The organism is Kitasatospora sp. NPDC003701 (genome assembly GCF_053587085.1).
Genome location: NZ_JBSFNM010000015.1, coordinates 23,702 through 38,003 on the forward strand (window position 1 = coordinate 23,702; position 14,302 = coordinate 38,003).

The 14,302-nt window shown below is 71.0% G+C and carries 12 protein-coding genes; 3 read left to right on the top strand and 9 right to left on the bottom strand.

The genetic code is table 11. The annotated features are described in order from the left end of the window. Positions 1 to 14: 14 nt before the first annotated feature. Positions 15 to 875, bottom strand: a complete 861-nt coding sequence (locus ACWDRR_RS16470) for an SDR family oxidoreductase (protein ID WP_449772877.1) — start codon at positions 873 to 875, stop codon at positions 15 to 17. 206 nt (positions 876 to 1,081) lie between these two features. Here ACWDRR_RS16470 and ACWDRR_RS16475 point away from each other — a divergent pair, with 206 nt between their 5' ends. Continuing rightward, positions 1,082 to 1,417: a winged helix-turn-helix transcriptional regulator gene (locus ACWDRR_RS16475; RefSeq protein WP_449773005.1), complete on the top strand. Its 336-nt coding sequence runs from the start codon at positions 1,082 to 1,084 to the stop codon at positions 1,415 to 1,417. 238 nt (positions 1,418 to 1,655) lie between these two features. Here ACWDRR_RS16475 and ACWDRR_RS16480 read toward each other — a convergent pair whose 3' ends face one another. Next, entirely contained in the window at positions 1,656 to 2,432 is a 777-nt protein-coding gene (locus ACWDRR_RS16480; RefSeq protein WP_449772878.1) for a TetR/AcrR family transcriptional regulator, read from the bottom strand. Between the two features lie 43 nt (positions 2,433 to 2,475). Here ACWDRR_RS16480 and ACWDRR_RS16485 point away from each other — a divergent pair, with 43 nt between their 5' ends. After that, positions 2,476 to 2,676 carry a DUF6011 domain-containing protein gene (locus tag ACWDRR_RS16485; protein WP_449772879.1) on the top strand — a complete coding sequence of 67 codons (201 nt, stop codon included), beginning with the start codon at positions 2,476 to 2,478 and terminating at the stop codon, positions 2,674 to 2,676. A gap of 202 nt (positions 2,677 to 2,878) precedes the next feature. After that, on the top strand, positions 2,879 to 3,259 hold the full coding sequence (locus ACWDRR_RS16490; RefSeq protein WP_449772880.1) for a VOC family protein: 381 nt from the start codon (positions 2,879 to 2,881) through the stop codon (positions 3,257 to 3,259). Positions 3,260 to 3,355: 96 nt separating this feature from the next. Here ACWDRR_RS16490 and ACWDRR_RS16495 read toward each other — a convergent pair whose 3' ends face one another. The 7 genes from ACWDRR_RS16495 to nuoL form a co-directional block, all read right to left on the bottom strand. After that, complete coding sequence (locus tag ACWDRR_RS16495; RefSeq protein WP_449772881.1) at positions 3,356 to 4,408, bottom strand: 2-oxoacid:ferredoxin oxidoreductase subunit beta; 1,053 nt, start codon at positions 4,406 to 4,408, stop codon at positions 3,356 to 3,358. Then, positions 4,405 to 6,549: a 2-oxoacid:acceptor oxidoreductase subunit alpha gene (locus ACWDRR_RS16500; protein WP_449772882.1), complete on the bottom strand. Its 2,145-nt coding sequence runs from the start codon at positions 6,547 to 6,549 to the stop codon at positions 4,405 to 4,407. Before ACWDRR_RS16500 ends, ACWDRR_RS16495 begins: the two co-directional genes overlap by 4 nt. Positions 6,550 to 6,814: 265 nt before the next feature. Continuing rightward, positions 6,815 to 7,477: a LuxR C-terminal-related transcriptional regulator gene (locus tag ACWDRR_RS16505; protein WP_449772883.1), complete on the bottom strand. Its 663-nt coding sequence runs from the start codon at positions 7,475 to 7,477 to the stop codon at positions 6,815 to 6,817. A 239-nt stretch (positions 7,478 to 7,716) separates the two neighbouring features. After that, positions 7,717 to 8,727, bottom strand: a complete 1,011-nt coding sequence (locus tag ACWDRR_RS16510; protein ID WP_449772884.1) for a polyprenyl synthetase family protein — start codon at positions 8,725 to 8,727, stop codon at positions 7,717 to 7,719. Positions 8,728 to 9,040: 313 nt separating this feature from the next. Continuing rightward, entirely contained in the window at positions 9,041 to 10,678 is a 1,638-nt protein-coding gene (gene nuoN / locus ACWDRR_RS16515; RefSeq protein ID WP_449772885.1) for an NADH-quinone oxidoreductase subunit NuoN, read from the bottom strand. Further along, entirely contained in the window at positions 10,675 to 12,348 is a 1,674-nt protein-coding gene (locus ACWDRR_RS16520) for an NADH-quinone oxidoreductase subunit M (protein WP_449772886.1), read from the bottom strand. Before ACWDRR_RS16520 ends, nuoN begins: the two co-directional genes overlap by 4 nt. Positions 12,349 to 12,385: 37 nt before the next feature. Continuing rightward, the gene (gene nuoL, locus ACWDRR_RS16525) at positions 12,386 to 14,299 is read right to left on the bottom strand and encodes an NADH-quinone oxidoreductase subunit L (protein ID WP_449772887.1); all 1,914 of its coding nucleotides are present in this window, start codon (positions 14,297 to 14,299) and stop codon (positions 12,386 to 12,388) included. Positions 14,300 to 14,302 lie beyond the last annotated feature (3 nt).

Here is a 14,302-nt window from a genome sequence, read left to right on the forward strand (position 1 = left end):
GCGGGCCCCGGGCGTCAGGCGCCGAGCGCCGTACGCACGCTCTCCGCCAGCGGGACGGTCGGACGGCCGATCAGCCCGGCCAGGTCGCCCGGAGTACCGGCCAACTCGCCGCGCGCGATGCCCGCGTCAACGTCCACCAGGACCTCGGCGAAACCCTCCGGCAGGCCCGCGCCGACCAGGACCGCGCGGTGCTCGGCCGGGGTCACCTCGCGGTGCTCGACGGGCTTGCCCGAGGCCTGCGCCAACTCGGCGGCCAGCTCCGGCAGGCTCCACGCGGCGTCGCCGCTGAGCTCGTACACCGTGTTCTCGTGGCCGCCCCCGTGGCCGTCACCGACCAGTACCGCGACCGCCGCGTCGGCGTAGTCCCGGCGCGGGGCGCTGGCCACCCGGCCCTGCCCGGCGCTGCCGACCACCACGCCGCGCGCCACCGTGCCGGCCGCGTCACCCAGGTAGTTCTCGGTGTACCAGCCGTTGCGGAGGAAGGAGAAGGGCAGACCGGACTCGCGGATCGCCGCCTCGGTGGCCTTGTGCTCGTCCGCCAGCCGGAAGGTGGCCGCACCGGGCGCACTGGTGTACGCGAGCAGCGCGACGCCGGCGGCGCGCGCCGCCTCGACCACCGCGGTGTGCTGCGGGATCCGGCGGCCGACCTCGCTGCCCGAGATCAGCAGCACCCGGTCACCGGCCGCGAAGGCACTCGCCAGGCTCTCCGGCCGGTCGTAGTCGACGACGTGGACGGTCACGCCACGGGCGGCAAGGTCGGCGGCCTTCTCCGCGGAGCGGACGGCCACCGCCACCTCGCCGGCGGGAACCTTGGCCAGCAGGCCCTCGACGACCAGTCGGCCGAGCTGTCCGGTGGCACCGGTGACGACGTACATGTTGCTGCTCCCTCGGTCGGATCGGGTCGTTGCCCGTTGAACTTGGCTTCGACACTCACCCTAGGGGTGGCACTAACCTATCGAAAGTACGCACTTCAAAGTAGGGTACTGATATGCAGGTAATGACCCAGGGCGAAGCCACCACGCCCACTCCCCCTCCGGCCGCCCCGCTCCGCGAACTGCCCCCGCCGGACGTCTACGACCGCATGTGCCCCTCCCGCGGCGTGCTGGAGCACGTCACCAGCCGCTGGGGCGTCCTGGTGCTGGCGGCGCTGAACGAGCGCGGCTACCGCTTCAGCGAGCTGCGCCGCCGGGTCTCGGGGGTGAGCGAGAAGATGCTCGCGCAGACCCTGCAGACCCTGGAGCGCGACGGCTTCGTCCTCCGCGAGGCCTACCCGGTGATCCCACCCCGGGTGGACTACAGCCTCACCCCGCTCGGCCGGGAGGCCGCCGAGCTGGTGGCTGCCCTCGCCCACTGGTCGGAGAAGCGCGTCCCCGCCGTCCAGGAGGCTCGCACCGGATACGACGCCCGCCCGCGCTGAACCGGGTAGCCGGAGGGCGCTTTTTATGTCGGTCGGTCTACATATGTCGGTCGGTCTGCCTATTCGTGCCTGCATGTCGTGCCTGCATGTCTGGCCTGCATATCGGGCCCATATATGTAGACCGGTCCATAGAATCCCCGTCGTCCGGAGCGTCGAATCTGCAGACCGGTCTACATAAGGTGCCCACAACAGACCGACCGGTCTACAGAATCGCGGCCCGTCGGCGGGGTGCCCCCGATCAGCGCTGCGAGTTCTCCTCGATCAGCGCCGCGAGCCCGTCCAGCACCCGGGCCAACCCGAAGGCGTACGCGTGATCCGCGTTGTAGGCGCCTCCGTACACCTCCCCGGCGGCCGCACCGACCCGGGCGGCAACGGGGTACCGCTCGACGTCGAAGACCCGGGCCAGCAGGTCCGCGTTGGCCGCCCACCACTGCTCGTCGGTCATCGCACTGTCCTGTCGCGCGGCCCGCTCGTCGGCGCCCATCCGGGCGCAGGTCTGGACGAAGCCCAGCAGGTGGGTGAGCGCGGCGTCCAGTTCCACGTCCGGCAGGCCGGTGCCCTCCAGGGCACGCAGCTCGTACTCGTACTTGGCCATCAGCCCCGGCCCCAACGGCGGACGGCTGGTGGAAACGCTCGCGACCCAGGGGTGGGAGCGATAGAGCGCGCGGTTGTCGTCGGCGACCGCGGCGACCCTGGCCCGCCAGCCCCCGTCGACGGGGGCGCTGCGCGGCATCGTCGCGTAGACGCTGTCCAGCATCAGATCGAGCAGCTCGGCCTTGCCCGGGACGTAGGTGTACAGCGCCATCGGGGAGAGCCCGAGCTCCTGGGCGACCCGCCGCATCGTCACGGCGTCCACGCCCTCGGCGTCCGCGAGCACGATCGCCGCCGCGGCGATCTCCGCCGTGGACCGCGCCTGCCTGGGTCCGCGCCGGCCCGGCTTCTCCTCCGCCGTCAGCCCCCAGAGCAGGGCGAGGGTACGCGCCGGATCTCCTGCGCTGCTGCGGTCGCTGGGCATGGGGCGATCCTTTCACGCCACCCGCCCGGCTACCGTCTGCCCCATGACCAACGCCGCCCCCGAACCCCTCCCCGGCACCACCGCACCCGAGGCCGTCCGCTCCCGCGTCACCTGCCGGCGTTGCCACCGACCGCTCCACGACCCGGAGTCCCGGATCCTCCGGCTCGGCCCGGAGTGCCGCGACCCCGCCGAACGCGTCCCCCGCCACGAGGTCGACCAGGACCCTCTCCCCGGGCTGGACTGAGCCTTCGCGGCCCGGCCGCCCCCCTTCACCTCGCCCCTTTCGCCTCAGCCCTCTCGCCTCAGCCCCCTTCAGGCTCACGGCCACGCGGCCCTCCCGGCGACATCCAGCCACCGGGATGACCGGAAACAGCTCTGGCGCGATACTCTGTACAATGTACAGTGTACTGCGTACGGGATAATCGCCGACGAGAGGGCACCTCCTGATGCAGATCACCGGTTCCGCTGTTTCGCTCACTGTCGAGGACGTCACCACCTCCGCCGACTTCCTGCGGAAGCACTTCGGATTCGTCGAGCAGATGGCAGCCGACGGCTTCGTCTCGCTCGGGCGCGACGACGCCGGAATGAATGTCGTCTACCTGCGGCGCGGCATCGAGGTCCTGCCCGAGGATGTCCGGGACCAGCACGCGGCCGGGCTGATCCTGGCCTTCGTCGTCACCGATGTGACCGGCGAGGAGGCGCGGCTCCGGAACGAGGGCGTCACGATCACCATGCCGCTGCGCGAGGAGCCGTGGGGCGAGAAGCTCTTCCAGGTCACCGACCCGAACGGCGTGGTGATCCAGCTGGTCGAGTGGGCCCAGCAGTAGCCGACCGGAACGACGGAAGAACCGGAGCGGCCGGAACAACAGGACGGCGCCCCCGGCCGAGCCGAGGGGCGCCGTCGTTCCTGCCGTGGCGTCGGGTCAGTCCACCGTCCAGGTGTCACTGCCCGCGAGCAGTGCACCGAGGTCCCCGGGGCCGCGCTGCGCCGCCGCCGCGGTCAGCTGGCCCGCCATCAGCTCGTCGTACACCGGACGCCGAACGCTGCGCAGTACGCCGATCGGGGTGTGGTGCAGGGTGTCGGCGTCGGCGATCCGCGAGAGCGCGAACGCCGCCGCGGGGCCGGCGGCATGGGCGTCGTGGACGACCACCGACGCCGCGTTGTCGGCGGTGACGGCATCGACGTACAGCTCGCCGTCGGCGGCGCGGAAGACACCCTTCGAGTGGTCGGCGCCGAAGTGGATCGGCTGCCCGTGCTCCAGACGGATCAGGGCCTCGTCCCGGGTGCCCGACTCCTTCAGGATCTCGAAGGCTCCGTCGTTGAAGATGTTGCAGTTCTGGTAGATCTCCACCAGCGCCGTGCCCTCGTGCTCCGCCGCCGCCCGCAGCACGGACTGGAGGTGCTGGCGGTCGGAGTCGATGGTCCGCGCCACGAACGTGGCCTCGGCACCGATGGCCAGCGAGAGCGGGTTGAACGGCGCGTCCAGCGAGCCCATCGGTGTGGACTTGGTGATCTTGCCGACCTCGCTGGTCGGCGAGTACTGGCCCTTGGTGAGGCCGTAGATCCGGTTGTTGAACAGCAGGATCTTCAGGTTGACGTTCCGGCGCAGCGCGTGGATCAGGTGATTGCCACCGATCGACAGGGCGTCGCCGTCACCCGTCACAACCCAGACGCTCAGGTCCTGCCGCGAGGAGGCCAGGCCGGTGGCGATGGCCGGTGCCCGACCGTGGATCGAGTGCACACCATAGGTATTCATGTAGTACGGGAAGCGCGAGGAACACCCGATGCCGGAGACGAAGACGGTGTTCTCCCGCTTGATCCCCAGCTCCGGCATGAAGGACTGCACCGCCGCCAGGATCGCGTAGTCCCCGCAGCCGGGACACCAGCGCACCTCCTGGTCGGTCTTGAACTCCTTGGCGCTCTGCGGCGCGCCGGCCTTGGGCACCAGCTTCAAGGAGGGGAACTGCTCACTCATCGGTTGTCCTCCTCGCTCGCCGAACCACCTGTCGGACCGGCTGCCGAACCGCCTGCCGGCCCATCCGCCGAACCGCCTGCCGGACCACCCGCCGCGCCGGCCGCCGCATCCCCCGCCGAGCCGGCCGTGGACACGCTCGCCGACTCGTCCAGGCTGCCGATCGCCGCCCACAGCACGTCCGCCAACTGGGCCGCCTTGAAGGGCAGTCCGCGCACCTGGTTGTAGGACTGCGCGTCCACCAGGTACTTGGCGCGCAGCAGCAGCGCCAGCTGCCCGAGGTTCATCTCGGGAACGATGACCTTGTCGTAACTCTTGAGCACCGCGCCCAGGTTGGCCGGAAAGGGGTTCAGGTTCCGCAGGTGCGCCTGGGCGATGCGCCCGCCGTCGGCCCGGACCCGGCGGACCGCCGCGGTGATCGGCCCGTACGTCGAGCCCCAACCGAGCACCAGGACGCGCGCCGCGCCACTGGACCCCTCCTGCCCGTCGGCGGGCGAGGAGGGAGGGTCGTCGACCTCCAGCGCGGGGACGGCGATGCCGTCCACCTTCGCCTGGCGGGTGCGGACCATGAAGTCGTGGTTGGCCGGGTCGTAGGAGATGTTCCCCGTGCCGTCCTGCTTCTCGATCCCGCCGATGCGGTGCTCCAGACCCGGCGTGCCGGGCACCGCCCAGGGGCGGGCCAGCGTCTGCGGGTCGCGCTGGTAGGGCCAGAACGACCCGTCCTCGCGGTTCGGGCCGGTCGCGAAGTCCGGGGTGATCTCGGGCAGTTCGGCGACCTCGGGGATCCGCCAGGGCTCGGAGCCGTTCGCCAGGTAGCCGTCCGACAGCAGGAACACCGGCGTGCGGTAGGTGACGGCGATCCGGGCCGCCTCCAGGGCCGCGTCGAAGCACTCGGCCGGGGTCGCCGGGGCGACGATCGGCACCGGCGCCTCGCCGTTGCGGCCGAACATCGCCTGCAGCAGGTCCGCCTGCTCGGTCTTGGTCGGCAGACCGGTGGACGGGCCGCCGCGCTGGATGTCGACCACCAGCAACGGCAGTTCGAGCGAGACGGCCAGGCCGATGGTCTCGCTCTTCAGCGCCACGCCCGGACCGGAGGTCGTGGTCACGCCGAGCGCGCCGCCGAAGGCCGCGCCGAGCGCCGCGCCGATCCCGGCGATCTCGTCCTCCGCCTGGAAGGTGCGCACGTCGAAGTTCTTGTGCTTGCTCAGCTCGTGCAGGATGTCCGAGGCGGGGGTGATCGGGTAGGAGCCGAGGTAGAGCGGCAGCCCGGCACGCTCGGCAGCGGCGATCAGGCCGTACGACAGGGCCAGGTTGCCGGAGATGTTGCGGTAGCGGCCGGGCGGCAGCTTGGCCGGCGGCACCTCGTAGGAGACCGCGAAGGACTCCGTGGTCTCGCCGAAGTTCCAGCCCGCCCGGAAGGCACTGATGTTGGCCTCGGCGATCAGCGGCTTCTTGGCGAACTTGCTGCGCAGGAAGGACTCGGTGCCGTGGGTGGGCCGGTGGTACATCCAGGAGAGCAGGCCCAGCGCGAACATGTTCTTGGCGCGCTCGGCGTCCTTGCGGGCCAGCCCGCTGTCCTTGAGCGCCTCCAGGGTCAGCGTGGTCAGCGGCACCTTGTGCAGGTGGTAGGCCTCCAGCGAGCCGTCGGCCAGCGGGTCGGCCGGATAGCCGACCTTGGCCAGCGCGCGCTTGGTGAACTCGTCGGTATTGACGATGATCTCCGCGCCGCGCGGCAGGTCCGGCACATTGGCCTTCAGGGCGGCCGGGTTCATCGCCACCAGGACGTTGGGCGCGTCCCCCGGGGTCAGGATGTCGTGGTCGGCGAAGTGGAGCTGGAAGGACGAGACACCCGGGAGCGTTCCGGCGGGGGCCCGGATCTCGGCCGGGAAGTTGGGCAGAGTGGAGAGGTCGTTGCCGAAGGACGCCGTCTCCGAGGTGAAGCGGTCACCGGTGAGCTGCATACCGTCGCCGGAGTCTCCGGCGAATCGGATGATCACCCGGTCCAATCTGCGGATCGGCTTGGCGCGCCTGGGCTGCGGACCGGCCGGCACGGCGGGGCCGGAGCGGCCCTCACCGGACCCGGAACGGCCTCCGTCGCCGTCCGGGCCGTCCACCGCTTCTGACTGATCGACCTGACTGGTCACTGCCGCGGACCTCCTCGTGGGCACCAGCCGCGGGCGTGAGCCGTGTGCCCCGTCCGCCTGGTGCACCTCTCGCATCCTATGCGGGTAAGGATTGCCTTGGACGGAACTACCCAATGCGGCGGGAAATCACCACCGGATGTCATAGCAACACGGTCCGTGACCAGGCCCGCGCCGGGCGGGACCAGGCCCGTTCGGGCGCACCGCGGCGTGCGCGCGCCCCGCGTACGCCCGTCGTCGGCCCGCGGCGGGCCGGCCACCGGCCCCGCTACGAGTTCAGGTAGGTGAGCACCGCGAGCACCCGGCGGTGGTCCTCGGGGCTCTGGGCCAGGCCCAGCTTGAGGAAGATGTTGCTGACGTGCTTCTCCACCGCGCCGTCCGAGACCACCAGCTGCTTGGCCACCGCGGCGTTGGTCCGGCCCTCCGCCATCAGGCCGAGCACCTCCCGCTCGCGCGGGGTCAGCCCGGCCAGTACGTCGCTCTTGCGGCTGCGGCTGAGCAGCTGCTGGACCACCTCGGGGTCCAGCGCGGTGCCGCCCTCGGCGACCCGGACCACGGCGTCGACGAACTCGCGGACCTCGGCGACCCGGTCCTTCAGCAGGTACCCCACGCCCCGCGTGGAGCCGGCCAGCAGCTCGGAGGCGTAGCGCTCCTCCACGTACTGCGACAGCACCAGGACACCGACGCCGGGGTAGAGGCCGCGCAGCGTGACGCAGGCGCGCACGCCCTCATCGGTGTGGGTCGGGGGCATCCGCACGTCGGCGACGACCACATCGGGCAGGGAGTCGGCGGCCGCCAGCTCGTGGACGGCCTTCAGCAGCGCCTCGCCGTCGCCGACACCCGCCACGACCTCCAGACCGCGATCGGTCAGCAGCCTGGTCAGGCCTTCCCGAAGCAGGACGGAGTCCTCGGCGATGACGACGCGAAGCATGGTGGCCTTCCGGGTTGGCGGCGCTGCGGGCGGTACTGACGGGTGGTGCTGACGGGTGTCAGTCTTCCCTATCCGCGGACGCCCCGGGCTGCCGGGCGGTGCATCCCGGCGGCCGCCGGCACGGGGCCCGCGGCGGACAGCGGCCGGCCGTCGTCCAGTCACCACCGGGCCACCGCACGGCCACCGGTCCGCCCGACCACTCGCGCGCCTGCCCGCCCGGCCACCGCCGGGCGGGCCCGTCACATGGTGCGGATGGCCACCGCGTCGCACAGGCCCTGGAGAGCCGCCTTGGCCGCGCCGTCGGGCAGCGGGTCGAGCAGCGCGCGGGCCTCCTCCGCATGCCGCAGGGTCTCCCGGCGGGCGTGCTCCAGCGCCGGGTGGCGGCGCAGCAGGCGCAGCGCCTCGGCGTGCGGCTCGTCGTCGCTGAGGTCGGTTTCGAGCAGCTCGCGCAGTCGCAGGTCGGCCGGATCGGACTCGTCCACCGGCATCTGCTGGAGCAGCAGGGTGGGCAGGGTCGGCACACCCTCGCGCAGGTCGGTGCCGGGGGTCTTGCCGGACTCGTGGCCGTCGCTGGCGATGTCGAGCACGTCGTCGGCCAGCTGGAAGGCGATGCCGATCCGCTCGCCGAACGCGCTGAGGATGTCGGTCACCCACGGCTCGGCACCGGCCATCAGGGCACCGATCCGGCAGGAGACGGCGATCAGCGAGCCGGTCTTGCCGGCCAGCACGTCGAGGTAGTGGCGGAGCGGGTCGTCCTCCGGGCCGGGGCCGGCGGTCTCCAGGATCTGGCCGGTGACCAGCCGCTCGAACGCGTCGGCCTGCAGCCGGACGGCCTCCGGGCCGAGGTCGGCGAGCACCTGGGAGGCGCGGGAGAAGAGGAAGTCGCCGGTGAGGATGGCGACCGAGTTGTCCCAGCGCGAGTTGGCGCTGGGTGCCCCGCGGCGCACGGGGGCCTCGTCCATGACGTCGTCGTGATAGAGCGTCGCAAGGTGGGTCAGTTCGACCACCACGGCAGCCGGGACCACGCCCGGGGCGTTGGTGTCGCCGAACTGCGCGGCGAGCATCACCAGCAGGGGGCGGAAGCGCTTGCCGCCGGCCTCCATCAGGTGGCTGGCGGTCACGGTGATGAACGGGACGTCACTCTTCACGGCCTCGGTGAGCGCGATCTCCACCGCGTCCATCCCGGACTGGACATCGCGGGTCAGATCGCGGTCCTGCACGCTGAGCCCAAAGGGTCCCACGACGGTCACGAAGACCACTCCTCTGTCCCTGGTCGATCTAGCGGCCTGGTCCCTGAGTGCCGCCGCTGGCCATACAGGCAGGGTATCCGGTCGCGAGTGGATCACTGCACGGGCGTGCGGATCCTGTCATGATCGGGCCGGACTCGCTGGTGGGAGCCGATCCGGAGACGACACGGCCGGGCCGCGCGCACGGAGCGCGCGGCCCGGACGACGGAGCGCTGGAGCACCGCCCGGACGCCGGAACCGATGCCGGACGGTCGAGCGGTGGAGCGGTGGAGCGGTGGAGCGGAGCCCGGGCGGCGGAGCACCCGGACGGCGGAACTCAGCGGACGAAGAGCGAGGCCTTCGACGCCAGGTCCAGGAAGTACTGCGGCAGTACCCCGAGGCCGATGGTGACCACGACCCCGATACCGATCGCGGTGGCCGTGAAGGCGCTCGGGATGGCCACGGTCGGCCCACCGGGCTGCGGGTCCGAGAAGAACATCAGCACGATGACCCTGATGTAGAAGAACGCGGCCACCGCCGAGCTGAGCACACCCACGATCACCAGCGGGGTCGCGCCGCCGGCCGCCGCGGCCTGGAAGACCGCGAACTTCCCGGTGAAGCCCGAGGTGAGCGGGATGCCGGCGAACGCCAGCAGGAAGAGCGCGAAGACCGCCGCGACCAGCGGGGACCTCCGGCCCAGCCCCGCCCAGCTGGACAGGTGGGTGGCCTCGCCCTTGGAGTCGCGCACCAGGGTGACCACGGCGAAGGCGCCGAGCGTCACGAAGGAGTACGCCAGCAGGTAGAACAGCACGGAGCCGAGCCCCTGCTTGCTGGTGGCGATCACGCCGGTGAGGATGAACCCGGCGTGCGCGATGGAGGAGTAGGCGAGGAGCCGCTTCACGTCCTGCTGGGTGACGGCCAGGATCGCGCCGACCACCATGGTCAGGATGGCCACGCCCCACATCACCGGCCGCCAGTCCAGCCGCAGGCCGGGGAAGGCCACGTAGAACAGCCGCAGCATGGCGCCGAAGGCGGCCACCTTGGTCGCCGCCGCCATGAACCCGGTGACCGGGGTCGGGGCGCCCTGGTAGACGTCCGGGGTCCAGGAGTGGAAGGGCACCGCGCCGACCTTGAAGAGCAGGCCGACCGCGAGCATCGCCAGGCCCACCAGGAGCAGGGCGTCGTTCTGCGTGGTGGAGAGCAGCGCCGGGGTGGCCAGGGCCTTGCCGGAGATGACGTCCGAGATCTCGCCGAGCCGGACGCTGCCCGCGTAGCCGTACAGCAGCGCGGTGCCGAACAGGAAGAACGCCGAGGCGAAGGCGCCGAGCAGGAAGTACTTGACCGCCGCCTCCTGGGAGAGCAGCCGGCGGCGCCGGGCCAGCGCGCAGAGCAGGTAGAGCGGGAGGGAGAAGACCTCCAGCGCTACGAACATGGTCAGCAGGTCGTTGGCGGCGGGGAACAGCAGCATGCCGCCGACCGCGAACATGGTGAGCGGGAAGACCTCGCTGGTCGCGAAGCCGGCCCGGATCGCGGCGCGCTCCTGCTCGCCGCCGGGCGTGGCGGCGGCCTGCGCGGCGAACGCGTCGGCCGGCTCACCCCCGGCCTTGGGCTCCAACTTCCGCTCGGCGTAGGTGAGCACGGCGACCACGGAGGCCAGCAGGATGACGCCCTGCAGGAACAGCGCGGGCCCGTCGAGCGCGACCGCACCCATGGCGAGCAGGTCGACCTTGGTGGAGCCGTACCCCTGGGCGGCGAGCACCACCACCGCGGTGAACGCGCCGACCAGGCCGAGCAGGGCCACCGAGACCTGTGCCCAGTGCCGGTGGCGCCGGGGCAGGAAGGCCTCCAGCAGGATGCCGGTCACGGCGGCGCCGAACACCACCAGCATCGGGGAGAGCTGGCCGTACTCGACGTGCGGCGCCGGAATGCTCGACGTGTTGCCGCCGGCGGCGGCGAGCCAACCGGTGGTGCTCACTTGTGCTCACCTCCTGAGGTGGCGGCGACCGGGTGGGCCGGCGCCGGGTCGGTCTCGTGGACCTGCGAGAGTGTCGCGTCCACCGACGGGTTGACGATGTCGGTGAGCGGCTTCGGGTAGACACCGAGCAGGATGGTCAGGGCCACCAGCGGGGCGACGACGGCGAGTTCGCGCGCCTTGAGGTCGGGCATGCCGTGCACCCCGGCCTTGACCGGGCCGGTCATGGTGCGCTGGTAGAGCAGCAGCGCGTAGAGCGCGGCGAGCACGATGCCGAAGGTGGCGACGATGCCGATCGCCGGGTACCGGGTGAACGTGCCGACCAGCACCAGGAACTCGCTGACGAAGGGCGCCAGCCCGGGCAGCGACAGCGTGGCCAGGCCGCCGATCAGGAACGTCCCGGCGAGCACCGGGGCGACCTTCTGCACGCCGCCGTAGTCGGCGATCAGCCGCGAGCCGCGGCGGGAGATCAGGAAGCCGGCCACCAGCATCCACGCAGCGGTGGAGATGCCGTGGTTGACCATGTAGAGGGTGGCTCCGCTCTGACCCTGGCTGGTCAGCGCGAAGATGCCCATGATGATGAAGCCGAAGTGCGAGATGGAGGCGTACGCGACCAGTCGCTTGATGTCCTTCTGGCCGATGGCCAGCAGCGCGCCGTAGATGATCCCGATCACCGAGAGGACCAGGATCGCCGGGGCGAAGGTCTTCGAGGCGTCCGGGAAGAGCCCGATGCAGAAGCGGAGCATCGCGAAGGTGCCGACCTTGTCGACCACCGCGGTGATCAGCACGGCCGTTCCGGCGGTGGACTCGCCCATCGCGTTGGGCAGCCAGGTGTGCAGCGGCCAGAGCGGGGCCTTCACGGCGAAGGCGAAGAAGAAGCCGAGGAACAGCGCCTTCTCGGCGGTGCCGCTGAGCACCAGCTGACCGTCGGCGATCGCGGTGGTCAGCGTCCGGAGGTCGAAGGTGCCGAACCCCTGGTCCTGCGCGATCACGTACAGCCCGATCACGGCGGCCAGCATGACCAGACCGCCGAGCAGGTTGTACAGCAGGAACTTCACCGCGGCGTAGGACCGCTGACGGGCCGACTCGGAGCCGCCCGCCTTGTCGCCGAAGCCGCCGATGAGGAAGTACATCGGGATCAGCATGGCTTCGAAGAACACGTAGAAGAGGAAGACGTCGGTGGCGTAGAAGGAGACGATCACCATCGCCTCCACCGCCAGGATCAGGGCGAAGTACCCCTGGGTGCGGCGCCTGTTCTCGAACGTCCCGTCCGGCGCGGCGACCCCGGCCCCCTCCTTCCCGCGGGCGGGCAAGGAGGTGGGGCCGTCCTGCCCTGGGGCGGGATCGGCGTCGTGCCAGGAGGCCAGCATCACGATCGGCACCAGGACGGCGGTGAGCAGGGCCAGCACGGCACCGATGCCGTCCACGCCGAGCGAGAAGGTGATGCCGAAGGAACGGATCCAGCTGTAGGACTCGGTGAGCTGGTAGCGGGCGCCGTCGGGATCGAACCGGGCGACCGCGGTGGCCGCCAGGGCCAGGGTGACGGCCGAGACGCCCAGGGCGACGACCTTGGTGGTCCGCCGCCGGGGCCCGGTCGTCCCGGCGGGCAGCGCGGCGGTGAGCACCGCGCCGGCCGCCGGGACGGCGCAGGTGGCGGTCAGCAGGGCACTCATGCCGCGCCTCCCCGACGGTCTGTGTAATCCCTATCCATCAGACGGACCTCATCAGGAGAGTCGTGGCGACCAGCACCAGCGTGCCGCCGAACATGGAGAGCGCGTACGAGCGGACGTAGCCGTTCTGGATCCGCCGCAGCCGGCTGGAGATCCCGCCGATGGTGGCGGCCAGGCCGTTGACGAAGCCGTCCAGGCCGCGGCTGTCGAAGTAGACCAGCGCCGCGGCGAGCGCCGAACCGGGGCGGACCAGGACGGCGTGGTTGAAGTCGTCCTGGAGGAGGTCCCGACGGGCGGCCCGGGTGAGCGGGGAGCCGACCGGCGGCACCACGGGGACGGCGGAGCGGCCGTACATCAGGTACGAGACCGCGACACCGACCAGCATGCAGACCGTGGTGAGCAGGGTGACCACCAGCGGAGTGAGCGGCGAGTTCCCCTCCGAGTGACCGGTGACCGGCTCCAGCCAGGTGACGAAGGAGTCGTTCAGGACGAAGAGCCCGCCGGCGAAGACCGAACCGAAGGCGAGCACGATCATCGGGATGGTCATGGTGCTCGGCGACTCGTGCGGGTGCGGGTCGTTGCCGTCCGCGTCCGGCTGCCAGCGCTTCTCGCCGAAGAAGGTCAGGATCATCACCCGGGTCATGTAGAACGCGGTGATCGCGGCGCCGACCAGGGTGCAGAGGCCGAGGATCCAGCCCTCCGTGCCACCCTTGGCGAAGGCCGCCTCGATGATCTTGTCCTTGGAGAAGAAGCCGGACAGACCGGGGAACCCGATGATGGCCAGGTAGCCGAGGCCGAAGGTGACGAAGGTGATCGGCATGTACTTGCGCAGGCCGCCGTAGTGACGCATGTTCACCTCGTCGTTCATGCCGTGCATGACCGAACCGGCGCCGAGGAAGAGCCCGGCCTTGAAGAAGCCGTGGGTCACCAGGTGCATGATCGCGAAGGCGTAACCGATCGGGCCGAGACCCGCCGCCAGGATCATGTAGCCGATCTGCGACATGGTCGAGCCGGCCAGCGCCTTCTTGATGTCGTCCTTGGCACAACCGACGATCGCCCCGAACAGCAGGGTGACCGCGCCGACCACCACCACGGCGGTCTGGGCGTCCGGCGCCAGGTTGAAGACGGCCCCGGAGCGGGTGATCAGGTAGACGCCGGCGGTCACCATGGTGGCCGCGTGGATCAGGGCCGAGACCGGGGTCGGGCCCTCCATGGCGTCCCCGAGCCAGGACTGCAGCGGCACCTGGGCGGACTTGCCGCAGGCCGCCAGCAGCAGCATCAGGCCGATGGCGGTCAGCTTGCCCTCACTGGCCTGCCCGGCCGCGCCGACCGTCCCCTCCGAACCGAGGATCGGGCCGAAGGCGAAGGAGCCGAACTCCACGAACATCAGCATGATGGCGATGGAGAGACCCATGTCGCCGACCCGGTTGACGATGAACGCCTTCTTGGCGGCCGTCGCGGCGCTCGGCTTGTGCTGCCAGAAGCCGATCAGCAGGTACGAGGCGAGGCCGACGCCCTCCCAGCCGACGTACAGCAGCAGGTAGTTGTCGGCGAGCACCAGCAGCAGCATGGCCGCCAGGAAGAGGTTCAGGTACGCGAAGAAACGCCGCCGGCGCTCGTCGTGCGCCATGTAGCCCACCGAGTAGAGGTGGATCAACGTGCCCACGCCGGTGATCAGCAGGACGAACGTCATGGAGAGCTGGTCGAGTTGGAACGCGACATCGGCCTGGAACCCGTTCACCGGGATCCAGCTGTACAGGTGCTCGGTGATCGAGCGGTCCTCGGCCTCGCGGCCCAGCAGGTCCGAGAAGAGCGTGAGCCCGAAGCCGAACGAGAGCGCGGCCAGCCCGGTGGCCAGCCAGTGGCCGAACCGGTCGAAGCGGCGGCCACCGAGGAGCAGCAGGGCGGCACCGGCCAGCGGAGCCGCCACCAGCAGCGGAATGAGAGAGTTCACCGA